The organism is Metabacillus niabensis, assembly GCF_020524345.1.
GTDB classification, from domain to species: Bacteria; Bacillota; Bacilli; order Bacillales; family Bacillaceae; genus Metabacillus; species Metabacillus niabensis_B.
In genome coordinates, this window is the sequence record NZ_JAIVLH010000003.1 from 40,568 (window position 1) to 67,392 (window position 26,825).

At 35.4% G+C, this 26,825-nt stretch carries 29 protein-coding genes; 10 read left to right on the top strand and 19 right to left on the bottom strand.

What is annotated here, in order from left to right; translation table 11 throughout:
- Nucleotides 1-6: 6 nt before the first annotated feature.
- Nucleotides 7-957, bottom strand: a complete 951-nt coding sequence (locus tag LC095_RS05205) for a carbohydrate ABC transporter permease (protein WP_226527158.1) — start codon at nt 955-957, stop codon at nt 7-9.
- 64 nt (nt 958-1,021) lie between these two features.
- Complete coding sequence (locus LC095_RS05210; protein WP_226527159.1) at nt 1,022-2,581, bottom strand: extracellular solute-binding protein; 1,560 nt, start codon at nt 2,579-2,581, stop codon at nt 1,022-1,024.
- A gap of 990 nt (nt 2,582-3,571) precedes the next feature.
- Between LC095_RS05210 and map the strand changes: the two genes are divergently transcribed.
- Nucleotides 3,572-4,315: a type I methionyl aminopeptidase gene (map, locus tag LC095_RS05215; protein WP_226527160.1), complete on the top strand. Its 744-nt coding sequence runs from the start codon at nt 3,572-3,574 to the stop codon at nt 4,313-4,315.
- 63 nt (nt 4,316-4,378) lie between these two features.
- Here the strand turns inward: map and LC095_RS05220 are convergent, their stop codons facing one another.
- Complete coding sequence (locus LC095_RS05220; RefSeq protein ID WP_226527161.1) at nt 4,379-5,917, bottom strand: BCCT family transporter; 1,539 nt, start codon at nt 5,915-5,917, stop codon at nt 4,379-4,381.
- 339 nt (nt 5,918-6,256) lie between these two features.
- Complete coding sequence (locus tag LC095_RS05225) at nt 6,257-7,918, bottom strand: mechanosensitive ion channel (RefSeq protein ID WP_226527162.1); 1,662 nt, start codon at nt 7,916-7,918, stop codon at nt 6,257-6,259.
- Nucleotides 7,919-8,189: 271 nt separating this feature from the next.
- On the opposite strand from LC095_RS05225, the gene LC095_RS05230 reads away from it, so the two are divergent.
- Nucleotides 8,190-8,615, top strand: a complete 426-nt coding sequence (locus LC095_RS05230; protein WP_226527163.1) for a CBS domain-containing protein — start codon at nt 8,190-8,192, stop codon at nt 8,613-8,615.
- A gap of 36 nt (nt 8,616-8,651) precedes the next feature.
- Nucleotides 8,652-8,951: an MTH1187 family thiamine-binding protein gene (locus LC095_RS05235; RefSeq protein ID WP_226527164.1), complete on the top strand. Its 300-nt coding sequence runs from the start codon at nt 8,652-8,654 to the stop codon at nt 8,949-8,951.
- Nucleotides 8,952-9,035: 84 nt separating this feature from the next.
- On the opposite strand, the gene LC095_RS05240 is transcribed toward LC095_RS05235, so the two are convergent.
- Genes LC095_RS05240 through LC095_RS05270 form a run of 7 tightly spaced genes read right to left on the bottom strand, consistent with a single transcriptional unit; the run spans nt 9,036 to nt 14,832 of the window.
- The gene (locus LC095_RS05240; RefSeq protein ID WP_226527165.1) at nt 9,036-9,395 is read right to left on the bottom strand and encodes a Na+/H+ antiporter subunit G; all 360 of its coding nucleotides are present in this window, start codon (nt 9,393-9,395) and stop codon (nt 9,036-9,038) included.
- A complete protein-coding gene (locus LC095_RS05245; RefSeq protein ID WP_078435018.1) occupies nt 9,373-9,657 on the bottom strand; it encodes a Na(+)/H(+) antiporter subunit F1 in 285 nt (94 codons plus the stop codon). The genes LC095_RS05240 and LC095_RS05245 overlap by 23 nt, the downstream gene beginning before the upstream one ends.
- On the bottom strand, nt 9,654-10,133 hold the full coding sequence (locus LC095_RS05250; protein WP_078435019.1) for a Na+/H+ antiporter subunit E: 480 nt from the start codon (nt 10,131-10,133) through the stop codon (nt 9,654-9,656). The genes LC095_RS05245 and LC095_RS05250 overlap by 4 nt, the downstream gene beginning before the upstream one ends.
- A gap of 39 nt (nt 10,134-10,172) precedes the next feature.
- Complete coding sequence (locus LC095_RS05255) at nt 10,173-11,663, bottom strand: Na+/H+ antiporter subunit D (RefSeq protein WP_226527166.1); 1,491 nt, start codon at nt 11,661-11,663, stop codon at nt 10,173-10,175.
- The gene (locus LC095_RS05260; protein WP_078435021.1) at nt 11,656-11,994 is read right to left on the bottom strand and encodes a Na(+)/H(+) antiporter subunit C; all 339 of its coding nucleotides are present in this window, start codon (nt 11,992-11,994) and stop codon (nt 11,656-11,658) included. The genes LC095_RS05255 and LC095_RS05260 overlap by 8 nt, the downstream gene beginning before the upstream one ends.
- A gap of 1 nt (nt 11,995) precedes the next feature.
- The gene (locus LC095_RS05265; RefSeq protein ID WP_226527167.1) at nt 11,996-12,430 is read right to left on the bottom strand and encodes a Na(+)/H(+) antiporter subunit B; all 435 of its coding nucleotides are present in this window, start codon (nt 12,428-12,430) and stop codon (nt 11,996-11,998) included.
- Nucleotides 12,430-14,832 (bottom strand): Na+/H+ antiporter subunit A, encoded by a 2,403-nt coding sequence (locus tag LC095_RS05270; protein WP_226527168.1) that lies wholly within the window; start codon nt 14,830-14,832, stop codon nt 12,430-12,432. Before LC095_RS05270 ends, LC095_RS05265 begins: the two co-directional genes overlap by 1 nt.
- A gap of 209 nt (nt 14,833-15,041) precedes the next feature.
- Here LC095_RS05270 and LC095_RS05275 point away from each other — a divergent pair, with 209 nt between their 5' ends.
- Nucleotides 15,042-15,740, top strand: a complete 699-nt coding sequence (locus tag LC095_RS05275) for a universal stress protein (protein WP_226527169.1) — start codon at nt 15,042-15,044, stop codon at nt 15,738-15,740.
- A gap of 98 nt (nt 15,741-15,838) precedes the next feature.
- Here LC095_RS05275 and LC095_RS05280 read toward each other — a convergent pair whose 3' ends face one another.
- A complete protein-coding gene (locus tag LC095_RS05280; protein WP_226527170.1) occupies nt 15,839-16,393 on the bottom strand; it encodes a tyrosine-type recombinase/integrase in 555 nt (184 codons plus the stop codon).
- 346 nt (nt 16,394-16,739) lie between these two features.
- Here LC095_RS05280 and LC095_RS05285 point away from each other — a divergent pair, with 346 nt between their 5' ends.
- Nucleotides 16,740-17,612 (top strand): YitT family protein, encoded by an 873-nt coding sequence (locus tag LC095_RS05285; RefSeq protein WP_226527171.1) that lies wholly within the window; start codon nt 16,740-16,742, stop codon nt 17,610-17,612.
- Nucleotides 17,613-17,684: 72 nt separating this feature from the next.
- Here the strand turns inward: LC095_RS05285 and LC095_RS05290 are convergent, their stop codons facing one another.
- Together LC095_RS05290 and LC095_RS05295 are read right to left on the bottom strand one after the other, a co-directional pair.
- Entirely contained in the window at nt 17,685-18,545 is an 861-nt protein-coding gene (locus tag LC095_RS05290; RefSeq protein WP_226527172.1) for an EamA family transporter, read from the bottom strand.
- Nucleotides 18,546-18,722: 177 nt separating this feature from the next.
- Nucleotides 18,723-19,955: a glycoside hydrolase family 43 protein gene (locus tag LC095_RS05295; RefSeq protein ID WP_226527173.1), complete on the bottom strand. Its 1,233-nt coding sequence runs from the start codon at nt 19,953-19,955 to the stop codon at nt 18,723-18,725.
- Nucleotides 19,956-20,184: 229 nt separating this feature from the next.
- Between LC095_RS05295 and LC095_RS05300 the strand changes: the two genes are divergently transcribed.
- The gene (locus tag LC095_RS05300; RefSeq protein ID WP_026559784.1) at nt 20,185-20,388 is read left to right on the top strand and encodes a hypothetical protein; all 204 of its coding nucleotides are present in this window, start codon (nt 20,185-20,187) and stop codon (nt 20,386-20,388) included.
- 91 nt (nt 20,389-20,479) lie between these two features.
- Here LC095_RS05300 and LC095_RS05305 read toward each other — a convergent pair whose 3' ends face one another.
- On the bottom strand, nt 20,480-21,247 hold the full coding sequence (locus tag LC095_RS05305; RefSeq protein WP_413467456.1) for a YqcI/YcgG family protein: 768 nt from the start codon (nt 21,245-21,247) through the stop codon (nt 20,480-20,482).
- 64 nt (nt 21,248-21,311) lie between these two features.
- Nucleotides 21,312-21,566: a GlsB/YeaQ/YmgE family stress response membrane protein gene (locus LC095_RS05310; RefSeq protein WP_026559782.1), complete on the bottom strand. Its 255-nt coding sequence runs from the start codon at nt 21,564-21,566 to the stop codon at nt 21,312-21,314.
- A 250-nt stretch (nt 21,567-21,816) separates the two neighbouring features.
- Between LC095_RS05310 and LC095_RS05315 the strand changes: the two genes are divergently transcribed.
- Nucleotides 21,817-23,196 (top strand): Glu/Leu/Phe/Val dehydrogenase, encoded by a 1,380-nt coding sequence (locus LC095_RS05315; protein WP_319005770.1) that lies wholly within the window; start codon nt 21,817-21,819, stop codon nt 23,194-23,196.
- A 123-nt stretch (nt 23,197-23,319) separates the two neighbouring features.
- Here the strand turns inward: LC095_RS05315 and LC095_RS05320 are convergent, their stop codons facing one another.
- The 3 genes from LC095_RS05320 to LC095_RS05330 form a co-directional block, all read right to left on the bottom strand.
- Nucleotides 23,320-23,634 (bottom strand): hypothetical protein, encoded by a 315-nt coding sequence (locus LC095_RS05320; RefSeq protein ID WP_226527174.1) that lies wholly within the window; start codon nt 23,632-23,634, stop codon nt 23,320-23,322.
- 351 nt (nt 23,635-23,985) lie between these two features.
- Entirely contained in the window at nt 23,986-24,129 is a 144-nt protein-coding gene (locus tag LC095_RS05325) for a hypothetical protein (RefSeq protein ID WP_226527175.1), read from the bottom strand.
- Nucleotides 24,130-24,183: 54 nt separating this feature from the next.
- On the bottom strand, nt 24,184-24,351 hold the full coding sequence (locus LC095_RS05330; protein WP_169908449.1) for a hypothetical protein: 168 nt from the start codon (nt 24,349-24,351) through the stop codon (nt 24,184-24,186).
- Nucleotides 24,352-24,577: 226 nt separating this feature from the next.
- On the opposite strand from LC095_RS05330, the gene LC095_RS05335 reads away from it, so the two are divergent.
- From LC095_RS05335 to LC095_RS05345, 3 genes are all read left to right on the top strand, one after another.
- On the top strand, nt 24,578-25,066 hold the full coding sequence (locus LC095_RS05335; RefSeq protein ID WP_226527176.1) for a site-2 protease family protein: 489 nt from the start codon (nt 24,578-24,580) through the stop codon (nt 25,064-25,066).
- 88 nt (nt 25,067-25,154) lie between these two features.
- The gene (locus tag LC095_RS05340; RefSeq protein ID WP_226527177.1) at nt 25,155-26,012 is read left to right on the top strand and encodes a formate/nitrite transporter family protein; all 858 of its coding nucleotides are present in this window, start codon (nt 25,155-25,157) and stop codon (nt 26,010-26,012) included.
- A gap of 299 nt (nt 26,013-26,311) precedes the next feature.
- A complete protein-coding gene (locus tag LC095_RS05345; protein WP_226527178.1) occupies nt 26,312-26,716 on the top strand; it encodes a hypothetical protein in 405 nt (134 codons plus the stop codon).
- Nucleotides 26,717-26,825 lie beyond the last annotated feature (109 nt).

Below are 26,825 nucleotides of genomic sequence, written 5' to 3' on the forward strand. Positions count from 1 at the left end.
ACCACGTTACTCATCTCCTTTCACCATAAAATTGACGAATTGTTTGCCCAAGAATATGGTAGTAAACAACATGGTCAACCCTAATGCTGCGGCTGCACCAAAATCTTGAAATTTAAAAGCTACTTCCATTAAATAAAAACCAATAACTTTTGTAGAATCCGCCGGACCACCTTCAGTTGTTATTTTTATCGTATCAACAAAGCGAAGGATATCCATTGATCTAATCAGCAACGCAACTAAAATTGTTCTTGAAACAAGTGGAAATACAACCTTCATTAATTGCTGCATATAATTTGCTCCATCAACTTGTGAGGCTTCCAGAGGTTCTTTTGGCAAAGATTGGAGGCCCGCTAATACGATCATGGTTATTAAAGGCGTCCATTCCCAAACATCCATGAGTATGACAGCCAATAGTGCTGTCTTTACATCCCCTAATATTTGCACATCAATCCCTACTAGTCCTAATAACCAATCATAAAGCCCATATGTTGAATTTAATAAAAACCTTCCTAATAAACCTGCAACAACAGGGGCAACAAATATTGGAATCATCCATAACGTAACAACAATATTTCTCCCTTTCGGAAGTTCATAGATTACTAATGCAATACCAACTCCTATAACAAGTTCTAATAATAGTCCTGCAACTGCATAAATAGCAGTTCGTCCCCAAGATGACCAAAAAGTTTCATTTATTAATACCTTCTCCCAATTCTCTATACCATTAAATGTAGGCTGATCTACTGAAAGCATGAAATCCATAAAACTAGCATAAATGAGATAAACGAATGGAAATATACTAATAATGGCTAAAATAATAATCGAAGGCAGTATCATCCAATGTTCGGTTTTATATTTTTTTAAGTTAAATAGATTTGAAATAGAACTCAACTTACCTTTTTTTGATACGAGCTGTGTATTCTCTGCAATTTTTGTGTAATTAGTTTTTGCATTCACTAGCGTTGTCACTTCCTTTCCTTTAAGAAAAGATAGGAGAAAATCTTTCTCCTATCTCAAATCATTAGTTACCAGTTGCTTGATCACTTTGTTTTGCAATTTCTTTCACGGCTTCTTCTGGACTTTGTTGTCCAGCTAACATCTTAGACAATTCTGTAAAAATAAATGTGTCTATTTGTGGCCATTGAGGAATTTTAGGTCTCATGTAGGCATTTTCTTCTTTCCATGCTTCTAAAGTTACTTTCATTGGTAATAAATTAGGCATCTGCTTTGATTCTTCAGTACCAGGCTCCATACCCTTATTCACTTCTTCAATTTCATAAACCGAGTGACGAGTAGGAGTTGATCCACCAACATCGGATTTCAAGATCATGTACTGTGCTTGTGGGGAAGTAGCCCATACTAGGAATAACCATGCTGCTTTCTGTTCTTCTGCACTTGCATATTTATTAATGCCAATTCCTGTTCCACCGTATGCATTTGCATTACGTACCTCACCTTTCGGCAGCAAGGACCAAGCAACATTTCCGACAACCTTCGAAGAGTCTGGATTTTCAAACGTAGATGAAAATTCATGCCACTCCGGCGCCATTGCAACATCCCCAGCTGCAAAAGCTTCTCCTAAGCCTGACCAATCCCATGACGTACTGCCAGGTGCGGCTACTTCAAGTATTTTCTTATAAAGTTCAGCACTTTTAATTGCAACCTCTGAGTTCATTGCTGATTTACCTGGGTTTGATTTTCCGATAGCCCCAAGCTCAATATCCTTAAAATAATCTCCACCATTTGCTGCAAGAAGATTACTAAAGTCATTCATTAATGAGTCATGTTGTTTTGCTTGCTGACCCGATCCATATTTAACTTCTGTGATTACCCCAGCCTTTGCCTTTTCTGTAATCCATTTTGCGATTTCATAGTATTGTTCCCAAGTTAAGTCAGGTCCAGGTGTCCAATCAAAACCTTTATCAGCCATAAAATCATCTTTATATTTTTCAAAAACATCTTTACGATATGCTAATACCATTGTTGGATTATCATATGGTAACGCGTAAAGTGCATCCGTATTTCCCATATATCCATTTACTTCAAGCTGGCTTTTAATAAAATCCTCTAAGCCGCCAGGAACAGATGGCATTGTCTTTTCTTCCATAAATGCATTTAAGTCTATAAAATGTTGTGAATGCTTCGCTAAAATCTGATATGGATCCGCATAGATAACGTGGTATTTTGCGGATTTTGCATTAAAATCAAGACTAGTTTTTTCAACGACTGTTCCTAAATCGCTTTGCTCTATATTTACTTTAATTCCAGTTACATCTTCAAATAAATGAATATTTGCTGCTAAAGCTGAAGATGGCGGAGTATTTTCTGTGATAACATTTAATTCAACTCCTTCAAACTGTTTCCAGTCAAAGCCTTCTGGAGCAGTAATTTCAGGCAATCCCTCAACCCATCCCTCAAACGGTGCGGCTACTTGTACTTCAGTATTAATTTTGTCAGCGTTTTCTGCCTTTGTGTCAGATGGCTTTTGATTACTAGTGGACGATAATGATGAACAAGCTGTTAAAATTAATGACACGATGGCGAAAAAAATAATCATCTTAAATAAAATCCTCTTTCTCATTACTTATCCCCCTTTATTTTTTATATCCTATGTATTTTGGATACGCTTTCATTATATGATGTTGATTTCTGCCATTAAAGACAAAGATGTCTTAATTTTGTCACAATTCATACATGACATTATTTCTAAATATCTTTATCCCTCTTTGTATTATTAAATGCCCATATTAGAAAAACTTGGCTTGTCGCCAAGTCCTAATGGAGAAAGCTTTAGTTTTTCGAATACTATCATCTATAAATTGATATAATTTCTGATAGTATAAATTAAGAAGTTAAAGTGTAGTATCACTTCCAAATATATACTACTATATTATGAGTTTGCATTTTTATCCAAACCAACTCATGAATAATCTCTTTATTTAAATAATCGAACGAACTATGACCATAAAATTAAAATTAACAATGTTCAATTAATATGTACTCTTTTTTTCATACGTCAATTTCCTTGACTGCACTTGCAGATCCTGTGCGATCTAAGGTTAGGCTCTGGAGCTGGCCACTAAAATTAAGTATAAAATTTTATCCTTCCTTACCTTTAAATAAAAGCTGACTCAAAAGATGTTATTAACAACCATTTGAGTCAGCCTCTACATAATTTGATATCATTATCTAGTTACCGCAATTGAGTGATGTTCTTTTGAGACCTCTGACAACATAAATCACCCTTTCACTTTACTTAATTAAGATTAACAGTAAAAATGCACATTTTCTTGGAAAATAATTATTAATTCCTTGTCAATATTTCAAAATTATATACGGTTGCATAGTCACTAATAAAAGTCCATCTTAATTTAATCTAATGAAATGGAGAACGCGAAATTCCAAAAAGATAGTGTTCACATAGTATTTACCTCTTACATTGGCGCTGCTATTAGATGGAAAATATCTTTGACTTCTTATAAAAAAATTGAGATAGTAATCAATGGATTTTCATTGTTAAATAGGATAATCTAATAAACATAACCTTATAGGAAATGGATGGAAATAAAAAATGATTGCAAAAACTGAAGAAGATTTTAACGGATTAAAAGAAATTGGAAAAATCGTTGCCTCAATTCGAGAGGAATTAGTTCAAAAAACAAAAGTGGGTATCACAACTAAAGAACTTGATGACATGGCAGGAAATTTATTTGAAGAATATGGGGCAATTTCTGCACCAAAGGGAGAATATAATTTCCCTGGATACACTTGTATAAGTGTTAATGAAGAGGTGGCACATGGTATTCCAGGTAGTCGTGTAATAGAAGATGGTGATCTTGTAAATATTGATGTATCAGGTTCTAAAAATGGTTATTTTGCTGACACTGGCATTTCATTCGTGGTTGGTAACGGAGCACCTGAATTAACAAAATTATGTCATACTGCTGTTGAGGCATTCGAAGCCGGATTAAAAAGGGTTAAACCCGGTTCTAAGAAAAGCAGACTTGGCAAGGCAGTAGTAGCGACTGCAAGGGAGAACGGGTTTACAGTTATTATGAACCTTACAGGACATGGAATTGGTCGCACCATTCATGAGGCCCCCCACCATATTTATAACTATTATGAGCCTTCCGATGACGAGCTTCTTAAAGAAGGAATGGTTATAGCATTTGAACCGTTCATCTCAACACGTGAAGAGGAAGTGTTTCAATATGAAGATGATGAATGGACATTTGTAACAGAGAACAGCTTTGTGGCACAGTGTGAACATACGATTATTATTACAAAAGAAGGACCTATTGTCATTACATTATAATAACTGTTTAGGATTAAGCACGAAAACCACCCTTATCAATTTAAAGGTGGTTTTTTCATGCCCTTAACTTATTATCGGACTTTTTGGTTGTTGTTTTTTCTTCATTTCTTTTACTTTTTTCTTTTTTTCAATTTCGTTATTGACTGCTTTATAAAACGAGGCACCCATTAGTATCATGACGAAGGAAAATGGAAGGGCAGCAATGATCAGCATATTCTGCAGCCCCTGTGTACCACCAAAATAAACAATAATAGCGGCCATCGCAGACATGGCAAGACCCCATGTAATTTTAACGGGATTTGCAGGATTTATAGATCCCCATGTACTCAACATCCCTAGAACAAATGTGGCTGAATCGGCCGAAGTGATAAAAAAGATAGCAATAACAACAATCGTTAACAATGCCATAAAATCTCCAAGCGGATAATGTTGGAGAACTCCAAATGTAGTGGTTTCAAGTGAATAGTTGGAAATAGCATCAATTCCATTTTGCTCAATATTCAAGGCGGAAACACCAAATACTGCAAAAAAGATAAAGCAAACGATAGCAGGGACAATTAGGACACCAAGTAAGAATTCCTTGACAGTCCGTCCCTTTGATACTCGAGCGATAAAGATACCAACAAATGGTGCCCAAGAAACCCACCATGCCCAATAAAAAATGGTCCAGTTATCTATCCAAGTACGACCTTCTTCATTTAATGGAGACAGACGGAAACTCATATCAAAGAAATTCGTAATATAACCACCGAGTGTTGTTGTAAACATATTCAAAATATAGAGTGTGGGTCCAACAATGAAAAGGATTAATAGAAGGGCAAATCCAAGACCCATATTAATATTACTTAAATACTTTATCCCTTTTCCAATTCCGGACCATGCTGATAAGGTAAATAGTATGGTTGAAATGGCGAGAATTAATAACTGCATCCCATAATTGTTTGGCGTATTAAAAAGGTAAGACAATCCACCATTAATTTGCGCTGAACCAAATCCAAGAGTGGAAGCGACACCTACAACTGTAGCAAAGATCGCCAGAGTATCAATTAACTTACCCGGCATGGCTCGCATACTTTTTTCGCCAAATATAGGTATTAGTGTTGCACTTATTAATCCAGGATATCCTTTGCGGAACTTGAAATAAGCTAAAACCAGAGCGACAACGCCATATACTGCCCATGCGTGAACTCCCCAATGAAAAAAGGAATATTGGAGCGATTGTTTTATCGCCTCGTCGGATCCCGGTTCAAATCCCGGCGTACTTTTATACGCATGGGAGATAGGTTCTGCGGTTGTCCAAAATACCAATCCCATTCCCATACCTGCACTAAATAACATCGCAAACCAGGTAGGTGTACTAAAATCAGGTTTATCATCTTCTTTACCCAATTTGATTTTTCCAAACCTAGAAAACATTAAATAGATACAGAATGCGAGCAATAGCATGATAAGTAATAAATAGTACCATCCAAATGCTTCTGATATGTATGACGTTAGATTTGCCGTCAACGTCTGTAAATGTTCTGGAGCAACTGCTCCCCAAACAACCAGTACTACACAAATAGCAAGTGAGTACCAAAAAACTGAACTAACTTTGTTCACAAATTTTCACCCCAAATGAAAGATTCATTTATTTATTATGTCGTAGCTTCTTTTATATCGCAAATATTTGATGTTAAGAATTTTTATTAATTTCCATCTCATTGTATGTTCAATCATTTTCAGGGGTGGAATTTTGACTTTTATTGGTTCGCAAGCCTACTATCACGCATAATTTTTGCATATTAATAAAATTGCAATAAAATTCTAATCATCATTCACAAGAACACACTGTGTGCTCCCCTGAATTTTCCCTTCCTTCTTTTCTAATTTTAATATGTAACATAATAAAGGAATAACAGACCTTACATGCAGTCTGTCATTCCTTTATTTTTTAGAATATTACATATCTTGTTTCGGATTGTTATTATTGTTCATATTTCTGTTTTGAAACAAATTGGTATGACTTGTAGGTATGTTCGTTTGCTCTGGTTGTCTCTTCCATTCTTTCGGATCTGGACTTTGAATTGTAGTTTGCTCCATTTTATTACCTACTTTATTTAGAGTACGACTGGCCGCTTCTCTCCCACCTAATCCAAAAGCCAATCCAAATGCAAGAGTGAATCCGCCCAGGATTAAGATGAATGCAGCATTTACAATCGTACTTGCAACTCCTAGTTGATTAAGTGCCATAAAGAAAGCTAGTGTAATAATAGTATATTTGGCAATATTACCAAGCATCTTACCTTCTGTTTCTTGTCTCACCATGCTTTTCACAATACGTTTAACAAGATCTCCCGCATAAAATCCAATTCCAAGAATAAGAACAGCCGTTAACACCATCGGAATATATGCCAATACAACCGTTAAGATAGAAACCAAGCTTTCAAGATTAACAAGCTGCAATGCTTCTATTGTAAATAGCAGAACAACGACAATCTGTGCTGCCAATCCTACTAGCTCAGAGAGGGTTAAAGTTTGTGTGCTCTTTCTCAGTGACCCTAGTCCCATTTTAGAAAGAATGCTGTTAAATCCAACTCGCTCCAACAAAGAAGTGATAGCTGTCTTGACCCATTTACCGACCCATAAACCTGCTGCCACAAGGAGAATGGCAATAATAATGTTTGGAATCATGTCCATGATTTGACCAAGCATTCCAACAGCCGGTTCGGAAATACCATCAATATCCAATGTTTCAAGTGCCGAAATGACAACCGGGATTAAAATAAACACATATACAATTGTTCCTATTAACTGAGAAATCGAATGGTTATCAAGTGCCTTTTCAGCACCTAATTTAGCTGCAAGACGATCTGTTCCAATACTGCTTAGAAACTTCACAAGAATTTCTTTTACAACCTTTGCTACTAACCATCCAATAAACAGAATGACCGCAGCACCAATAAGTTTAGGAATAAAAGCAAAGAATCCATTTAACATGCCTTCAAGAGGTTCTGAAATGGCTTCAATTCCGAGAGCTGCTAGAACCGCAGGTAAGAATAGCAGCAGTGTTAAATAAAAGACTGCTTTAGAAGCAGAGAGTACCGCATTATTTGCTTGATTTCTGTCACCTGTTAGCTTCCATCTTGATAAAAATCCTTGAATATGTTGACTATTTCCTGCCTTTTTAACTAAAATTGACAATCCTGATGCAATCAACCAGGCAACAACGGCAATAAGAGCTGCTTTTAATAGACTTGGTATTGCCGCTGCGATAACACCCAATGCTTGTGAAATTGGCTGTGCAACATATGGCAAACTCAGCATATTTAAAAATACAACAAATGCTATAGCCATAATAATCCAAAATACAACCTTACTAATAATACTTTCAGAAGAATAGTTGAAAGGCTTTGATGCATCCCGGTTTCTATTAGAATCCGGTCTCATCCATCGCGCCATTTTGTTATCAAAATCTGTACGATGTAAGGCAGCCTTTACCGCCTTTGCAATTATAGTTGCAACAATCCACCCTATCAAAAGGACGAGTAGGGCAAGTACTAAATCTGGTAATCTCCCTAAATAAGCCATCCAAGAATCTGTCACTCCGTTGTAATCTATCATGTTCTGCCTCCTTTAAAAAATACAATTATGTGATGTGATTGATTCATAGGTTACATTCCCAATGAATCATGTGGTTAAACAGAAAAAAACTTATAAAATTATCTAAAATTAAAGTTTCAAAAAAATCTATTAGGGTTCAGCCAGTTAATCAATCTATTTAGTAGATAAGTGATGCTCACAGCTTTTACTAGACATAAACATTGTGTTTACAAAAGATTAAGAAGGGTATGCAAATAAACGAAGGATCATAAATCATGAAGGAGGAATAGACATGAATATTACCGAAGTCATGACAACCGATGTTGAAAGTTGTACAGTAAAAAGTTCTTGCAGTGAAATTGCTTTAAAAATGAAAGAGCTTGAAGTAGGCTCTATTCCAATTTGTGAAGATGAAAGATTAGTAGGAATCGTAACCGATCGCGATATTGTCATAAAAGGGATAGCAAACAATCTATCAGGTGAAACATCCATTTCAAAGCTAATGACGGAAGATGTTATAAAAGTAACAACGGATATGTCTGTTGAGCAAGCGGCAGAGATCATGTCACAGCATCAAATTCGCCGTCTTCCTATTGTCGAGGGTGAGAAATTGGTTGGAATGGTTTCGCTTGGAGACATAGCAGTCCACAATGAATCAAAGAAAAAAGCTGGAAAAGCCCTCGAGGACATTTCCGTACCCGCCGAACCTAATCACTAATAAATTAATTCAAAAACAATTAAAGGAGTGATAAAAATGCCATTGTTGGAAATAAGTATTATTCCCATTGGAACAAATTCTACCAGCTTTAGCTCAGAGGTCACCAGCGTTGTCAAAAAAATTGAAGAAAAAGGATTAACCTATAAGCTGACTCCCACCTCAACTGTCATTGAAGGAGAAATTGATCAGCTCTGGGACATTGCCAGAGACATGCATCAGAAGGCATTTTCAGTAGGTCCCGACCGAATTGTAACCAACATAAGTATTGACCATCGTACTGATAAACAAATGGATATGAAGCATCAGGTAGATACAGTTGAGAAGGATTTAGAATAAGAAATTAAGTCAAGAAGAGAACACCCCCATACTTTTGTGATGTATGGGGGTGTTTTTACATATCATAAATTTTCAAAATCTCAATTATCCATTCTCTCTTTCAAAAACTTCCTTTAAATCATCTTGAATACTTTCATCCGCAAGTTTTAAATTTGATCGATATGCTGCTCTACACATAAGATGTGCTGCAACAGGGGTTGTAAGAAACACAAAGAAAATCCCCAAAATTAATCGAATACTGAAATACCCCTCAGATATCCAAAAATAACACAGTGTCCCCAATAATGTACAAAGAACACCAAGTGTTGAACTTTTTGAAGCTGCATGTGAACGTGTATATAAATCAGGAAATCGTACTAAACCTACAGCACTAAGAAAAGTGAAGATCGTTCCTACCAAAATTAGTAATGCCGGGATCAGTTCACTTGTTTCGTTTGCGAACAATAACAACACCTCTTTCAATAAATCTGGCAAAGGCAATGGTACCTACAAATGATAAAATGCCAATTAACAGGATGATCTCCAATATGGCATGACTGTCTAATAAAACAGAGTAAATGGCTACACCGGCAATAATCGTTATACTGATTGTATCTAAAGCCTGCACTCTGTCAGCAGTTGATGGACCTTTTATGACACGATATAGTGCCGCCAAAATTGAAAGAACCAATAAGAATAACGCTATGTTTAAAATGATTTCGGTCATTTCCTTGTCACATCCTTAATTGCCTTCTCAAAGATTTTACTCGCTTTTCTCACAGATTCTCCTGCTTTTGGTAGATCTAAGGCATGAATATAAAAGACTTTAGAGTCTGATGAGACTTCAATTACAACTGAACCTGGAGTAAGATTAAGCAACAGCGAAAATATGGTTACTTCTAAATCTCCTTCTAAATCGGTTTCTACTGTAATAATTCCCGGTGTTAAATTAACTTTTGGTCTTATTACATGTCCTACAACAAAAATGCTCGATGTGATCAATTCCCTTATAAAAACCAAAAACAGCTTTAAAATGGATCCCAATTTACTCAAATAAAATTCTTGTTTATAGAACCGTCTTAGGATGAAAAGGACTACGATTCCTACCAAATAGCCGCTAAAAAAGGCTAGAAAGCTCCATTCATCTTGGAGAAACATCCACAAGAATGCAATAAATAGGTTGATTAATACCTGTAAAGGCAATCAAACCACCTCTTTTCATAATTTCAAGAACTAGAGACTTTAAGGAATCTGTTTCCCTTGAAATACCGCCTCAATATATGCAGTTGGATTCATCAGATTTTCAGCAGCAAGGTTAATATAGTTATATATTCCTTCAGCCCCGACACCTAATAGTATGGTCAGGATTGTTAGTATACCTATTGGCAACATAATCCCCTTAGTTGTTCCTTTTTCCATTTCCTTACTTAGATATCCTTCTCCCCAAAAGCCATTCATAAAAATCTTCATGACCGAATACAGAACCATTAGACTAGTAAATAGTCCTATTCCGCCAATCCAATAATAACCTGCCTCAAAGGTACCTCGTGTTATAAATACTTTCCCTATAAACCCGCTTAATGGAGGAATACCGGCTATCGATAAGGAAGTGATAAAGAACATCCAACCTAAGTAAGGATGTGTCCGAATCAGACCACTTATCTCTTTTAGCTTACTAGTACCGGTCAAATAGATAATTGTCCCCCCGATCAGAAACAAAAGGGCTTTAATAATAATGTCATGAATAAGGTAATAAATGGAACCTTTAAACCCCTCTACTGTGTAGGAAGCAAGTCCAGTGATAATAAAACCGACACCGACGATAACATTATAGGTTAAGATTTTCTTGATATCCCAATATGCTATTGCTCCAATTGCTCCCAAAATCATTGTTAAAACCCCTAATATCCCTATAAATAAATGAGTAATTTGAGGCTCATGATAAAAGACGAGTGTAAACATACGAAATAATGAGTAGATACCGACCTTTGTAAGTAATGCAGCAAAAATCGCGGCAATTGCAGTTGGTGGAGCACTATATGAACCTGGTAACCAAAAGAAAAGAAATAGTGCTGCTTTCATACTAAATACAATAATGAAAAGAATGGCAACAGTAGTAATCAGCCCTCCTTGTCCTACTTCCGCAATACGTGTTGAAAGGTGTGCTAAGTTAAGTGTTCCTGTGATTGCATACAAATAAGCAATCGCAAGTAGAAACAAGAAGGAAGAGACAATATTAACTAAAATATATTTTAGTGACTCCCGTAATTGAAGCTTTGTACCACCTAATGAGATTAAGACATATGAGGCAATCAGCATCACTTCAAAACAAACATATAGATTAAATAAATCTCCCGTTAAAAAGGAGCCATTTACTCCTGTTAAAAGAAATAATGTTAATGGATAAAAGTAAAATTCTTCTCTATCTTTACCAATTGTTTTAAAAGCAAATAACATACAACATAATGCAACAATGCTTGAAGTTAATAGTAGTAATACAGAAAACATATCAGCCACAATGCTAACACCAAAAGGCGCTACCCAGCCACCCAATTGAAGGGTTTGAATACCTTTGGCTTCAATTTGTCTGATCATCAACAACGCAACAATACTAATCAATAAAATTGCCAGAACACTTACTACTCTTTGAAATAAGATATTTTTCCGAAAAACAATCATCATCATTCCTGCAATAAGAGGTATGATGATCGGCAGTATAATAAGATTATTCATGTTCATTACCCCTTATTTGATCTATATCAACAGTTCCTAATACTTTATTCGCCCGATAGCTTAACACTAAAAAAAGAGCTGTAACAGCAAAATTTATGACAATTGCAGTCAAAATCAATGCCTGGGGTAGGGCATCTGTATACGTAACATTTTTTTCACCAATGAGTGGCAGTCCCCCTGTTTTTAAGCCACCCATCGTAAGAATCAGCAAATTAATCCCATGACTAATGATGGATGACCCAAGGATGATTCTTAATAAATTCCTCGACAAGATCAAATAGGTACCGATCATAAAAAATAGACCAACAAGGATAGATAGTAATGTCTCCATTTTATCGATCCTCACTTATTGTCATAATAATTGTGACAGCTGTACCAATAACAGCCAAGGCAACTCCAATATCAAAAAGCACGGCAGTTGCAAGTTCAGTTTTTCCGAATATAGGAAGATTAAAATAGTCAAAAGTTTGAAATAAGAATGGTTGGTTAAACATCATTCCCCCTATTCCAACAAGTACTGCGATTAATACGCCTATCGCAGCAAGCTTTGTAAAATCAACAGGTAAATTCGCTTGAACACTTTCTATATCAAAGGAAATAAATAAAAGAGTCAGTGCTGCAGCCATACTAAGACCTCCGATAAATCCGCCTCCGGGATTATGATGGCCAGCAAAGAACAGATCAATGGAAAAAGTGAGAATAATAACGACAGCAATCTTTGTTACAGAATGAAGAATAACGTCATTTGGACTAGTAGAATGTTTCATTATTTTTCACTCCCTTTTAATCGTAGTTTAATTAACGTGAATACTCCCAAGCCTGCAATACATACAACTGAAATTTCCAGCAACGTATCAATGCCCCTAAAATCAACCAGAATGGCATTAACGATATTTTTTGCCCCTGCAAGTACGTAGGAATCCTCGAAATAAGTTGAAATCGGTTCAAACAGACGTGTGCCATTTGCCGAAAGAGCCATAATCGTAACAGTTAAACCAACACCAAACGATACAACGAAATTTGTTAATTTAAATCTTACTCTTCCGATATTTTTTCCAAGCTCTGGTAAATGGTAGAAACAAAGTAAAAATAATGCTGTTGTGATCGTTTCAACAACCAACTGAGTAAGAGCTAAATCCGGTGCACGGAAGATGACAAATAACATTGACACAAGAAAACCAAGTACACCAATTAATACTAAAGATGTCATTCTCGACTTCACAAAAAGTACGGCACCTGCAGTTAGTAACATTGCCACTAATAGTCCCAATTCGAACAGTGTGACAGGTGCATCTTTTGAAGAGTCAAATGAGATTCCATTGAAAAAGAAAAGAGAACCACCCAGCATCAAGATCATAAATAGGAAAATATAAATCAAATACTGACGGATAGACCCAGTCATATATTTTTCAGTAAGAAGACGTGATGCTTGTTCAGATTTCTCAATTCCAAGATTATACAAGTTATTTAGTTTCAGACTCTCAGGATATATTGCATACACTTTTTGCCACTTCTTTAGGAGAAGATATAAAACTCCTCCAACTAATACAACACCTATCGTCATAAATAATTCTGTGTTCCACCCATGCCAAGCACTTATTTTCACCTCAAATACACTGCTCTCCGCTACATTTGGTAAAACAGCATGTAAAGCAGGTTTCAACAGGTATTTTGCAAGGACATTCGGGAAAAAGAAAATGACTATCACAAGCGAAGCTAAAATAATTGGTGATAGTAACATGCCAAGTGGTGCTTCATGTGCTTTTTTCCCTAATTTTTCAGGCTTATATTGACCGGTAAATGTCTTAAATAAAAGAATCATGCAGTAGATAAAAGTAAAAACACTCGCAATCCATGCAATAGCAGGAATCATCCACCCGAGGGTTTCCATATTAAAACCACTCATCTCTGATGCTTGTAACACACTTGTGAAGAACATTTCTTTACTTAAAAATCCATTAAACGGAGGTAATCCGGCCATCGCAAAGCTTCCAATAAGTGTTAATGAAAATGAAATAGGCATGATATGAATTAATCCGCCTAATTTCCGAATGTCACGTGTCCCTGTTTCGTGGTCAATGATTCCCACAACCATAAACAGACTACCTTTAAATGTGGAATGATTAATTAAGTGGAAAATGGCTGTAAGGATAGCCCCTGCATACAAAGCCCGCTCATCCTCAAACCCATAATATAATGAAATAGATCCAAGGCCGAAAAGACTCATAATCAACCCTAATTGACTGATGGTAGAATAGGCTAGCAACGCTTTAAGATCTGTCTGTTTTACAGCATTTAACGAACCATATAATAATGTAATTAATCCAATACTTGAAACGATCCAAAACCATTCAGCACTTCCGCCGAATATTGGAGTGAAACGCGCAACAAGATAAATTCCCGCTTTAACCATTGTTGCTGAATGCAAATAAGCACTAATTGGTGTAGGTGCTTCCATTGCATCAGGTAGCCATATACTGAACGGAAATTGAGCCGATTTTGTAAATGCTCCCAAAAGAATGAGGATCATCGCAGGAATAAACAAGGTATGTTCCTTTACAGCAGAAAGCTGGGTCATCATGTCACGAATGCTGTATGTATCAGCCATTATCGATAAAAGGATAAAACCTGCAAGCATAGCAAGCCCGCCGAATATGGTAATGAGCATTGACTTAAGAGCTCCATAGCGTGAACCTTTACGCTGATACCAGTATGCAATCAATAAAAAGGAAGAGATACTTGTTAATTCCCAGAATACATATAAAACAAGTATGTTATCAGAGAAAACAACACCAAACATTGCTCCCATGAATAACATGAGATAAACATAGAAATTATGAAGTGATTCACGTTCAGCTGATAAATAATAGATAGAGTAAAGAATAACCAGGGTACCTACTCCTGCAATGAGAAGCCCAAAAATAAGACTTAATCCATCTATATATGTTGTATAATTAATATTTGCAGAAGGCAGCCACGGTACTGTTTTTAATATGACTTCTCCCTTGGCGACAACAGGGATATACCTTAACAAATAAATAAAAATGATAAGAGGTACAAACAATACAAACCAACCAGTGTGAACCTTCGGGGAAAACCGTTTATATAAAAAGGGAACAAAAAAAGCAAATATAAATGGAATCAAAATCATGATATATAACACCGACATATGATCCCCTCCTTTTGTAAGTTTATTTACAAAGATTAATAGGTTATATCATAGGTATTCTCAATGTAATTTTTATAAATGTAGGCAAGATATATGTTCTGAAAAAATTAGTTTGACTGATGATTATACAAGATGCTATATTCATACATAGTCTGACTTAAATAGTGGTAAATTATCCTATTAAATACACATACGAGGTGGACTTTAAAATGAAAAAAGTAAAAGGTCGCATGGATGAAAGTATTCTCGTGTGCGTTTATTATGGACCAAATGGAGAACGTCTCATCCAACGTGGTTGCAAAATTGCAAATATGCTTGATTGCCCACTTTATATTTTAACGATTGATCCAAAACCGTTTGATGATTTGGATGCTGAGAAATCTCTTTATATAGAAAGATGGAAACACTTAGCTAAACTTCATAATGCTGATGAATTCATTATAAAAGACAATGAAAAACGTCCAGTTTCAAAAGTCATCGCTGATGTGGCAAGGGAGAAAAGCATTACTCAAATTATTCTTGGACAAACTGCCCAAAGCAGGTGGGAACAAATCGCCAAAGGTTCTGTCATCAATTCCTTATTACGTGATATACCATTTACAGATCTTCACATCATTTCTGTTTCACGTGCACTTAAGGATGAAGAGGGGCAATTTGAAAAAGGGGTTAGAGCCTATCTAGTGAAGGAAAACGAAAAGTATCGTTTATCCTTTACCCACACAAAAGATATTGAATATGAAGGAATCTTCTTTAAAGAACATGGAACCGATTTTAATAATGGAATCTTTAAGTTTATGAAAAGCAAAGAAACCTTACAAGTTCGAGTTACTGACGATATAATTGAAGATTTCACAAATGTTTCCCGGACACTTGAAACCTATAGTGAAAATCCAGACGAAAACAGGTAACTCTATATCTATATTTTTAGCCTCTGCTTTGTAATGAAGCGGAGGTTTTTTATATGACTTATTATGAGGGAACGCATGATCTTACAACAAAACCAGCCTCATAAATTCACATCCACTTTAATTACTTGTTTTTCATCTTTGTCAATTCCTAAATATCGTAGTGTTTCTGCAGAAGAATGATGATGATAAATCGACATTAAAATGGAAATAGCTATTCCCTTCCGGTAAGCATGGTAACCAAAAGTCTTTCTAAGTGTATGTGTTCCCACTTTGCCGATAACTCCTACCTCCTTAGCGGCATTGTTAATAATACGATATGCCTGCTGACGAGTAATTGGTTTAAGATCCTTTTTTGACTTAAATAAATAATCTTCCATTTTAAAATCATGTTGGGCAAAGTAATTTTCTATTTCATATTTCACTGCATTATTTATAAAGTAGCCTATTGCATCATCTTCTTCGATATAAAGGAATTCTTTAACCTTTTCACCATCAAAAACATCCCTTACCTTCAAAGCAAGTAAATCACTAATTCTTACTCCTGTATTAATACCAAATACAAAAAGCAAAAGGTCTCTTTGTGATTGTTTTTTTAATTTCTCTTTTATCGCATCTATTTGTTCAATGTCTTTGATCGGATCGACATATTCCACAGGAAAGCTCCCCCTTATGTTACATAACTACATTCTAACAAAAATTATGTAACATTACAATTATCTTGATCGCTTGATAATTAATCATCATTTTCATTTATTACTTTTTAACGTCACTTAGAATGTCCAATTATTATGCCCACCCTTATAAAATCAATGTTCAAATGTGAATTTTCACTAACGTTACTTATCCCTACCTATTACAAAATTATGTAACATAAAATCGTATAGAACATGAAAAAGGTGTTCATAGAAACAGTGAATTATAATCTGCCTCTAAGAATAAATGAAAAATAAAATTTTATGGTAGACTTAAATAGGAAAAAAATTTGAAAAGAGGAATTTTATGAATGTAAGTGAAAAACATAAACCATTTAAATTAAGAAAGATTTTACAAGGATTAATGGTCATTATCGGCGGAATTATCGCTGCATATGGACTTGAAACAGTATTAATTCCAAACAATGTCTCTGATGGCGGGGTAACAGGACTAAGTATCGTCGGCTCAAAACTATTTGACATACCATTAGGAGTTTTGATTGCCGGCATAAACATTCCATTTATCTGGCTTGGATATAAACAAATTGGCAAAACCTTTACGATATTATCGATTCTTGGCATAGCTTCACTTGCTTTAGGTACAGTGTTCATGCATCATATTCCTGCTATTATTGAAGGAGATACACTGTTAGTTACTGTTGTAGGTGGGATTATCCTCGGTTTTGGAATGGGACTAGCACTGCGTAATGGTGGAGCATTAGATGGGATTGATATGCTTGCCGTCCTACTATCTCGAAAATTACCATTTGGGACAAGTGATCTCATTTTATTCTTAAACATCTTTGTGTTTATTTTCGTATCAACCGTATTTGGACTTCAAGGAGCTATCCTTTCGGCGATCGCTTATTTTATTGCTTCTAAAGTCATTCATATTGTTGAAGTAGGATTAAGCGGCTCTAAAACATTCCAAATTATTACAACAAAACCTGAAATAATGATCAAGACAATTCGCGATCGTTTAGGCAGAAGTGCGACATATAAAGAAGCTTACGGCGGCTTTTCGAATGAAAAATTCAAAGAGATCACATGTGTCATCAACCGCTTGGAAGAAACCAAACTTAAAGAAATCATAAATGAAATCGATGGAAGTGCCTTTGTTACCGTTTATGATGTTGCTGAAGTTAAGGGTGGTAACTTTAGAAAACATAATATTCATTAACTTTTACTAAATAGGAAACAATAAATATGCAAACCCAAAAAGACGCAATTTAATAAGTTGCGCCTTTTTGGGTTAAAAAATTAAGAAAACTGTTCCAATTGTAATAATTCCCCCGCCAATAACTTTACTTTTTGTTACTTTCTCCTTTAAAATCATAAAACTTAGAATCATCGTGATAACAACACTAGCTTTATCAATAGGCGCTACTACTGAAACCTTTCCAATAGCTAAAGCAGCAAAATAGCAAAGCCATGATAAACCTGTCGCCACACCTGATAGGATTAAAAAGAGATATCCTTTTGAGGAGATTGTTTTTATTTCTTTATGATTTCCTTTAAAAAACACGATTGCCCATGAAAAAAGTAAAATAACGATCGTTCTTAAAAAGGTAGCAACATTTGAATCCACATTTTCAATTCCGATTTTTGCTAATATTGCCGTTAACGCTGCAAATACAGCCGCTAATATGGCATACACAATATAAATTTGAGAACCGGTAAAGCGTTTCTTTTCTTCATTTTTCCCAATTAACACAAAAGTCCCAACAGCAATTAATGCTCCACCAACCATAATATGCGGGACAGCTTGCTCTCCCAAAACCACAATTGATAATATAATTGTTAATACAACACTTGATTTATCGATTGGTATTACCTTGGAAGCATCCCCCATCGCTAGTGCTCTAAAGAAAAACAACCAGGAAATCCCTGTTGCTACCCCTGATAATAGGATAAATAGTAATGCTTTTGTTGAAATCATGGTGATGGAATGAAGCTGATCTGTGATTAAAACAATGATAAAAGCCATGATTAATACAATAATCGTCCGGATGGCTGTGGCTAAATTAGAATTCACATTCTCCATCCCGATTTTAGCCAGAATTCCTGTTATTGAAGCAAAAAAAGCAGCAAGTAATGCCAGCGTGACACTCATCCTATACCCTTCTTTACTCTTAAATTTCTCCTATAAGAGTATTAAATCTGTTACAAAGAGATTCCATACTATATGGGAGTTTCCAAAACTAATTATTACGATAAATTTTAATCGATACACCCAAATAGTACAATAAAGATACCAAATATTTTATCATTAGAACTCTACATATTTTGTTCAATTTGCTCCCCACTTAGTCTTAATAGCTTCGTATTCTTCATTTGTTAAAGATAGAACAGAACCATGTCTTTTTTTAGAAGAGCCTAAGGAGTAAGTCGTTTTTACTATTTCAAACTCACAACTTGAAAGATCTCTGGTGAGTAATGGTAGATATCCCTTCCCTGTTGCATATTGATCAACCAATAAACACCATTCTTTTTTGTTATGAAATTTAAAAATCAAAGGACCCTCAACATCTTTTCCAGTTAATCCGGTTGAAGCCTCTAATGTTCCAATCTTTTTCCACGAACCTAGTATTTGCTCGCTTTTTTCTATTGTGATTTGTCCATCTCCTGAATATCGATAATACATTTTATTATCTCTAATAATCGTTGTATCAATAATATGGGTATCTTCTGGACGTTCAATATACACATTCGGATTTGTAAAAGTATAGAAATCCCTTGTTTTTGCATAATAAATATTATGGGTTCCAAATTCACCTTCGTCCAAGACTCTTGATGCCCAAAATACAATATATTCTCCTGTCTTTTCATCATATATTGCCTCAGGAGCCCACGCATCCCCTGCATTTTGCGGGGCCACTTCAATCATCCAAGGATCTGACCAGTTGACTAAATCATTTGATTCCCAAACAATAATAGATTTACTTCCAGCAGTTTGTGCTGCATCCCAACCTCTTCCATTTGCGATCCGTAAATCTGTAGCGATTATGAAAAATTTATCTCCCTCTGCTGATCGCAAGATAAAAGGGTCTCGTACTCCCTTTTCACCTATATCGGAGAGTAAAATTGGTTTTCCACTATTCAAATCACTCCAGTTCAAACCGTCTGTGCTGCATGCAAAATAAATCTGTTCTCCTTTTTCATGCTCACCTGTAAAATGAACCATTAAATAAGCCTGAAAACTCATTTCTCCTGGTTTTGCCTTCACCGTAAGAGAAATATGCTTCGTTTCACTTAACTCTCCAATAGTTATTGATGCAGTTAATAGAACAGGTGTATCGGTTTCAGGTCTGGATACAATACCTGCAGGAATATCATCATATCCCTCAATCTTGACGTTTTTCACATTTACTATATCCGGTCTACTCGTTTCCCAAGATATTGTTGCTCCTTTAATAGATAACGGTAAAGAAATATTTCCCCTAATGTCATCCGCATGTGGAATTTCCAATTCTTTTTTTATTGATTCAATCATTTCTTTATCCGATAATCTTGCATCTCCCATTGAACATTCCTCCCCATTTAGTAACTAACGCTTTTACTACTGTATGAAAAGCTACTTATAAAATGTCACATAACTTGCTGTGAATCAATATAGATATTAGACTATACCTAATAAATATCAGTAGAGTTTTCATAAGCTGATGGCATGTAACTAGTTGTTTACTTATACAATTGTTAGGGTATTAAGTAGAGTAACCTTTTAACATTTTATATCATAAGGAGGATATATAATGGACCGGGAAAAAGTGCAGCAAAAGAAAAAAAATAACCCCGATAGATTTAAAAAAGATAGGGAAAGTCAGCAGGAAGTTGACCAACTTGTTATGCCAATTGATGATCTACCCCTAGAAGATATAAAAGAGGAAAAAAGAGAAGAACGAGACAAACATGATACAAAAGATCAATCTTCTAGCGAAAAAAAATATAAGCCTTAAAATAGCAATAAAAAGCAGTGGTGATCCGACTGCTTTTTTATTTTGTTTCATTTAAATAAGGACGCCTCTTAATAAAAAAGGCGTCCTTTCGTTAATTTTTAGAAACTTCATGGAATGGACATTTTCCTGTCATTGGTTTTGCATCATCACCTATAAAGTACTGTTTCCACTCCCGGTGATCAGGATCACCATAATGACTTATGTTTGGATGCTTCGGAAGCTGATCCCATTTTTCCACACGTTCTCTCACTTTCTCTCTGGACATCGCTCCTCCTTTGGACGTTCCTTCTAACCCTTCAAAAATACGGCGTGGCTGAAAACCTAAAATGAGGCTGTTTCCTAAGTTTCTTGTTTTTCTTTGTTTGTAAGCAGGTGCATTTCCAAAGACAAAAAATGGTTCATTCGCAAATGAAAATGCCCATAAATGATGGTCCGGATCGTACGGAATATCCTTCGGCCACTCTCTTTCATCATGTTTATGTAAAAATTGCAAGATTCTCCAAAAATAATCTCGGTAATAGGAAATTGATTTTTCCGTCTCCTCAGGCTCTACGAAAAGAAATAATCCATGACGAACAAGCTTAGGTGCTTGAAATAAGTCTATGAAGCTATTAATTGTATCAGGTAATTGTGACCAATTATCATGAGTAATGTATGAGTATCGAAGTTCCCCTTTATTCTCTGCACTCATCCCAAAATAGCACGGAAAGGTAGAATCTGTAACTGTTGAGTGAAACGTCTGATATTCTTTTAGTACCCAATCAGGAACGATTTGATCGTTTACCATGTCTTCCTTTGTTAACAATAAACTCTTCTTTTTTGTTTGCATGTCATCACCTTCTATAATTATTTTATCCATAACAACTTTCTATTTTTAAACAAAGAGACTGCGTTTAAGCAGCCTCTTTCATCAATTTTTCAGTTTAAGCATGTTTTCGCATACTCTTCATAACAAAACTAACGACAAATACCAGAACAATTGCTCCTATTAAAGCTGGAATAATATAGAAACCTCCTGCTTCCGGACCCCACTGCCCCAATAAAAGAGATCCTAGCCATGCTCCAATAAATCCTGCAATGATATTACCAATTATCCCGCCTGGAATATCTCTTCCTGCGATGAGGCCTGCTAACCAACCAATAATTCCACCTATAATTAATGCCCAAAGAAATCCCATTTTTCATCTCTCCTTTTAATTTTTTTAAATGTGTTTACTAGTAGATACCCATTGTCCAAATTGATAAACTTTCATTTTCATATTTTTTTAAAAACGTTGTTACTCTTTTATTCTTCTATCAAAAGATTAATCGTTTTAAGAACAAATTTTTAAGGGTATATGAACATTAAGAAAAAAAGATTAACACAAATTAATTGAAAGGATGGATTTAATAATGGGAAGTAAACCGAATCCCACGAAGGATTTTGTCATGGAAGAAAAACCAAAGACGACAAATGAAGAAACTCAAGAAGGAACTAGGAATGACCCAGTTGCAGAAATCAGATCGGAAATGCCATCCAAAGAACAACAAAACGGTGTCGATATTACCAATCCATATGAAATTGCAAAGCGTTTAATCGAACGTGCAACAGAATCACTACACCTGCCAAAAGGAGTTTATGAGATTTTAAAAAAACCGACCAGAGTGATGAAAGTTTCGATTCCAATTCGTAAAGATAATGGGGAATATGTAAGCTATACCGGTATTCGCTCCCAACATATTGATATACTGGGCCCGACAAAAGGTGGAGTACGATTCCATCAAAATGTTACCGAGGATGAAGTAATTGCCTTATCCATGTGGATGTCTTTAAAATCCGCCTTAATCGGTTTACCATTTGGAGGTGGTAAAGGAGGAATTATCGTCGATCCACATGAACTATCAAATCGGGAGCTTGAGGAATTGAGTCGAGGTTATATTAGGGAATTAGAGCCTATTATTGGACCTGCAAAAGATGTCCCTGCTCCTGATGTCAATACCAATCAACAAATCATGGGATGGATGCTGGACGAATTTGATCGATTATCAGGGCGTAGTGTTCCCGGCTTTATAACAGGCAAACCAATTGTGATAGGTGGGTCAGCCGGACGGATTGAGGCAACCGGACGTGGGGTCGTCATCTCTATTATAGAGGCAGCCAAACGTTTGAATCTCAAACTTGACAACCTAACCGCAGTCATTCAAGGTTTTGGAAATGTTGGTTCCATTACTGCAAAACTATTACATCAACATGGAGTAAAAGTGATCGCTATTACGGATGCAAAAGGTGGCGCTTTTTCACCAAATGGTTTAGACATTATGAATTTAATAGACTATGTTAATGAAAATGGAACAGTAAAAGGTTTTAAAGATAGTATGAATATTACAAATAAGGAACTGTTTTCGCTGGATTGTGATATCCTCGTTCCGGCAGCATTAGAGAATCAAATTACAAGTAAAACCGCCCCTGCTATTAAAGCAAAGATCGTAGCTGAAGCTGCTAATGGACCAACTACACCGGAAGGAAATCATGTAATGGAGGAAAAAGGGATATTTGTCATTCCTGATATATTATGTAACGCCGGTGGTGTAACCGTATCCTATTTTGAATGGGTTCAAAATTCTATGAATTATTTTTGGAAAGAAGATGAAATTAATCAAAAATTGCAAGAGAAATTAATTCATGCATTTGAAAGTGTATATTTGATGAAAGAAGAGAAAAAGGTTAGTATGCGAGAATCAGCCTATCTGGTAGGAGTCGGAAGACTAGCAGAAGCCATGAAGGCCCGCGGATGGATTAAAAATTGGAAAATGCCGATTGATTGTTAAGAGAATAAAATACTATTAGGATTTCTTTCTGCATTTTCACTAAATTAATTGACAATAAGGGATGTTTAAGAGTTAATCATTATCTTTTAACACCCTTTTTTATAAAAAAAAACCAGCTTCATATTAATGAAGCTGGTTTAATATGTTTAAGGATCGTATATCCTGTTTTGTTTCAGCTGTTCCCAGAAGGTATATTTTTTCATATAGCTTTGCAAGTAAACGATGCTGCTCTTCTCGTGCTTCTATACCATTTTCTTCATTTAACGATGTGAGAATTGGTTTTGGATCATATTCCGTCATTTTAATCTCTTGTAAGATACTCTCAATTTCCTCCAGTTGCTGCTTCGAAGCCTCTATTTCATAATAATGAAAGTGATCATCAAATGGGGAATCTTGAATATCCCCGACTTCGACGGATACATAGTATCTTTCTGCCATTTTAATCGCTCCTTGACAACATTTTTAATAGGCGAATGATTAGTAACGATTTGATGTAAAACTTGGGCTTCTAGAAACGCTCTGTTGTTGATCTTTTTAATGAAAGACAAAACTGACTATGTTATGCTGCCATTTGTCTTTTATCGTCACGATGAAAGACAAAACTGACTAAGTACCACTGCCATTTGTCTTTCATCACCACTATGAAAGACAAAACCAACTAAGTATCGCTCCCATTTGTCTTTCATCGCCTCTATGAAGGACAAAACCAACTAAGTACCGCTCCCATTTGTCTTTCATCGCCTCTATGAAAGACAAAACCAACTAAGTACCACTTCCATTTGTCTTTCATCACCACGATGAAAGACAAAACCAACTAAGTATCGCTCCCATTTGTCTTCCATCACCACTATGAAAGACAAAACCAACTAAGTACCACTTCCATTTGTCTTTCATCACACTAAGAAGGACAAAAGCAGCTTTATAGAACTGCATGATTTGCAACGTACTATAATTCCCTGATTTTATCCTTCTAATGGAATTTCAAAATTATTCTGTTTCTGGATTCTTATTTTCGTTATCTACATCATCCTTTTGTTCTCCATCGCTAGGACCATTATCTTGATCAACTCCATCAGCACACCCAGCTAGGCCACCAAAAGTTAATAACGCAGCCGTACCTCCAACAATTAATTTTTTCTTCCAACTATTATCCATTATCAATTCCTCCTTTTTACTTTGTTAGGAAGGTTTTACCCTTCTAGAAAAACACTCAAACTTAAAATAGAGATTTAAATCTCTTATTATAAGTAACTATTTATTCAAACTTTTTGTAACCATAAACTGGTTTTCATCTTTGAGTGGGTTTGCATATATGTTTTATAAAAAGGTGGACGGGTATGAAACTGATTAAGAAAAAGTTAATAATATTGGGGGACTATTCATGTTCGGATTTGAAGACATGGGAAAATTTTTTCTTTCCCTTTTCTTAGTACTACCTGTCGTTACCATCATTCATCAAAGCGGCCATTTATTTTTCGCAAAGCTTCTAGGATGTCAAGTAGATATTCATATAGGTACAGGAAAAACGCTTTGCAAGGTAGGGCCCTTTTGTATCCGTAAGGTCTATTTTGTAGATGGTTGGTGTGAATATAAGGAATTGCATCATAACAAAAATGGGAAAGTAAAAAAGGTGCTAATATTTCTAGGTGGTTCTATCTTTAACATGTCAACCATTTTTCTTGTTAACGGTTTAATTCTACAAGGGACCCTTAACCCTAGTATTATACTCTATCAATTTGTATACTTTTCTGTTTATTATGTGTTCTTTTCTCTATTTCCGGCCCAATTTGTAAATGGTTGTCCAAGTGATGGCAAAGCAGTCTTAAACATCATTTTTAATAAACCATTAGAAAAAGATCCTATCAATTAGCATTAAAATATATAGTTTCAATCGTATCCAAACATGTTTAGCATTGCTTATTTAGGGAAACTGTTTAGAAAAAACATTGGTGGTTACTATGAAAAATAAAAAACAAAACAAACGTAAAGAAAGTCAATACCCTAACAGACAATATTATTTTCCTGAGCAAATTATCGAGTCTTTTATTTTAAAAGGAAAAGAATCATTACAAATGACAAGACGTGCACAATTTATTCTTTCCATTATGGCGGGAGCATTTATTTCATTCGGTGCCCTCGCTTCCGTTTTATTGTCCAGTGATCTTGAGAAAGCAGGTTATTTTCATCTTTTATCAGGTATTGGTTTTGCCATTGGATATGCCATGATTTTTTTATCAGGATCCATTCTTTTTACAGAAATTAATATTTTACTGCCAAGTTACATATTGCATAGCCATTACTCTCTAAGCAAAAAGATTTTACAGTTCTGGCTGGTTTGCTATATTGGGAACTTCCTTGGCGCTCTTTTTGTCGGATTTTTACTTAATCTTTCAGGTTCATTAGATAAAGAATTTTATGAAGGTCTTCTCGTTTTTATGGAGAAAAAAATGCAATTTACTGAGCGCGGAACATGGGGATGGTTTCAAGTTCTTTTTTCAGGCATTCTAGCTAACTGGTTAATTGGGATTGCTGCGGTTTTAGGAACGGCTGCTAGAGATGTTGCAGGAAAAATATTGGGTATTTTTCTTCCTGTTATTATTTTTGAAGCTGGCAATTTCCAACACGCGGTAGCCAATATGGGATATTTCAGCATTACTGTGCTGGAAGGCTTTGAGTATAATTGGTTTCAATTAATCTTTTATAATATTATCCCTGCCTCTATAGGAAATTTAATTGGCGGAGGAATATTAGTTTCGCTTTTATTATCGTTTGCTTTTAAAGAAGATATTGATGAAGAAGTACTTGAAGAGGAATAAAATACATAAATTAACATTTTTTAAATATAACCTCTTCCTTGTCGGAGAGGTTATATTTGCTTTCGGTTTTAGTTTCTTAGTTCTAGATCGATTCACACACAAACTTTCCCATTGAAGGTTGTAATATAAATTTCAGTCTCTCGAATAGGTATTATCTCCCTTATCATATCAATCTAACATGATCATTTTTTCTTAGAAGATTCACAAATTTTCGTTATAAAGATTACATTCATGCTATAATAAGAACATATATTAATAGATATATACTCTTATTTTTTAATGCATTTGGAGGTGAAAATATGAAATGTGGTAAGGTCAAGAATATCGTGATTATTTTTTTGCTTGTTAGTTCCTTAGCTATTCCTACCTCAGCATTTGCAACTTATGGAAATACATACACTGATCAAAACTTTTTTGAATCCATTTTTAGTTTCTTTAATAGTACTGGCGAAAAGTATTCGTGGGGTAATGATAAAGATGATTGGGATGATGACTGGAATAAGGATAAGCATAATTGGGGTCATTGGGATGGCTGTAAAAAAGGTAAAAACAACCGTTGTATAGAGTCCATTGATATATGGAAAGATTGGTACTGCAGGAAGGATAAAGACCGAAATGACGAACATGATTATGGTTGGGACGATAAACATGGAGGGTATGATAAGAAGGATTATAGTTGGGTTGATGATAACAAAAATAACTAGTTAAGCTGGATATGGTAAAAACATATATGGAAAGAAAAAACCTATTAGAAGGTTTGGTATTACTTATGTTGCCATGATAAAGGTAATGAACTAACTGCTATAGAATTAT

Excerpts from the sequence above, each read along its gene's own strand:
- LC095_RS05255 (WP_226527166.1), bottom strand. The coding sequence starts at position 11,663 with ATGAATAATCTTATTATACTGCCGATCATCATACCTCTTATTGCAGGA.
- LC095_RS05245 (WP_078435018.1), bottom strand. The coding sequence starts at position 9,657 with ATGACCGAAATCATTTTAAACATAGCGTTATTCTTATTGGTTCTTTCA.
- LC095_RS05265 (WP_226527167.1), bottom strand. The coding sequence starts at position 12,430 with ATGAAACATTCTACTAGTCCAAATGACGTTATTCTTCATTCTGTAACA.
- map (WP_226527160.1), top strand. The coding sequence starts at position 3,572 with ATGATTGCAAAAACTGAAGAAGATTTTAACGGATTAAAAGAAATTGGA.
- LC095_RS05305 (WP_413467456.1), bottom strand. The coding sequence starts at position 21,247 with ATGGATAAAATAATTATAGAAGGTGATGACATGCAAACAAAAAAGAAG.
- LC095_RS05325 (WP_226527175.1), bottom strand. The coding sequence starts at position 24,129 with ATGCAGTTCTATAAAGCTGCTTTTGTCCTTCTTAGTGTGATGAAAGAC.
- LC095_RS05230 (WP_226527163.1), top strand. The coding sequence starts at position 8,190 with ATGAATATTACCGAAGTCATGACAACCGATGTTGAAAGTTGTACAGTA.
- LC095_RS05295 (WP_226527173.1), bottom strand. The coding sequence starts at position 19,955 with ATGGGAGATGCAAGATTATCGGATAAAGAAATGATTGAATCAATAAAA.
- LC095_RS05235 (WP_226527164.1), top strand. The coding sequence starts at position 8,652 with ATGCCATTGTTGGAAATAAGTATTATTCCCATTGGAACAAATTCTACC.
- LC095_RS05345 (WP_226527178.1), top strand. The coding sequence starts at position 26,312 with ATGAAATGTGGTAAGGTCAAGAATATCGTGATTATTTTTTTGCTTGTT.
- LC095_RS05315 (WP_319005770.1), top strand. The coding sequence starts at position 21,817 with ATGGAAGAAAAACCAAAGACGACAAATGAAGAAACTCAAGAAGGAACT.
- LC095_RS05210 (WP_226527159.1), bottom strand. The coding sequence starts at position 2,581 with ATGAGAAAGAGGATTTTATTTAAGATGATTATTTTTTTCGCCATCGTG.
- LC095_RS05340 (WP_226527177.1), top strand. The coding sequence starts at position 25,155 with ATGAAAAATAAAAAACAAAACAAACGTAAAGAAAGTCAATACCCTAAC.
- LC095_RS05290 (WP_226527172.1), bottom strand. The coding sequence starts at position 18,545 with ATGAGTGTCACGCTGGCATTACTTGCTGCTTTTTTTGCTTCAATAACA.
- LC095_RS05225 (WP_226527162.1), bottom strand. The coding sequence starts at position 7,918 with ATGATAGATTACAACGGAGTGACAGATTCTTGGATGGCTTATTTAGGG.
- LC095_RS05285 (WP_226527171.1), top strand. The coding sequence starts at position 16,740 with ATGAATGTAAGTGAAAAACATAAACCATTTAAATTAAGAAAGATTTTA.
- LC095_RS05310 (WP_026559782.1), bottom strand. The coding sequence starts at position 21,566 with ATGGGATTTCTTTGGGCATTAATTATAGGTGGAATTATTGGTTGGTTA.
- LC095_RS05330 (WP_169908449.1), bottom strand. The coding sequence starts at position 24,351 with ATGGATAATAGTTGGAAGAAAAAATTAATTGTTGGAGGTACGGCTGCG.
- LC095_RS05335 (WP_226527176.1), top strand. The coding sequence starts at position 24,578 with ATGTTCGGATTTGAAGACATGGGAAAATTTTTTCTTTCCCTTTTCTTA.
- LC095_RS05300 (WP_026559784.1), top strand. The coding sequence starts at position 20,185 with ATGGACCGGGAAAAAGTGCAGCAAAAGAAAAAAAATAACCCCGATAGA.
- LC095_RS05275 (WP_226527169.1), top strand. The coding sequence starts at position 15,042 with ATGAAAAAAGTAAAAGGTCGCATGGATGAAAGTATTCTCGTGTGCGTT.
- LC095_RS05320 (WP_226527174.1), bottom strand. The coding sequence starts at position 23,634 with ATGGCAGAAAGATACTATGTATCCGTCGAAGTCGGGGATATTCAAGAT.
- LC095_RS05270 (WP_226527168.1), bottom strand. The coding sequence starts at position 14,832 with ATGTCGGTGTTATATATCATGATTTTGATTCCATTTATATTTGCTTTT.
- LC095_RS05260 (WP_078435021.1), bottom strand. The coding sequence starts at position 11,994 with ATGGAGACATTACTATCTATCCTTGTTGGTCTATTTTTTATGATCGGT.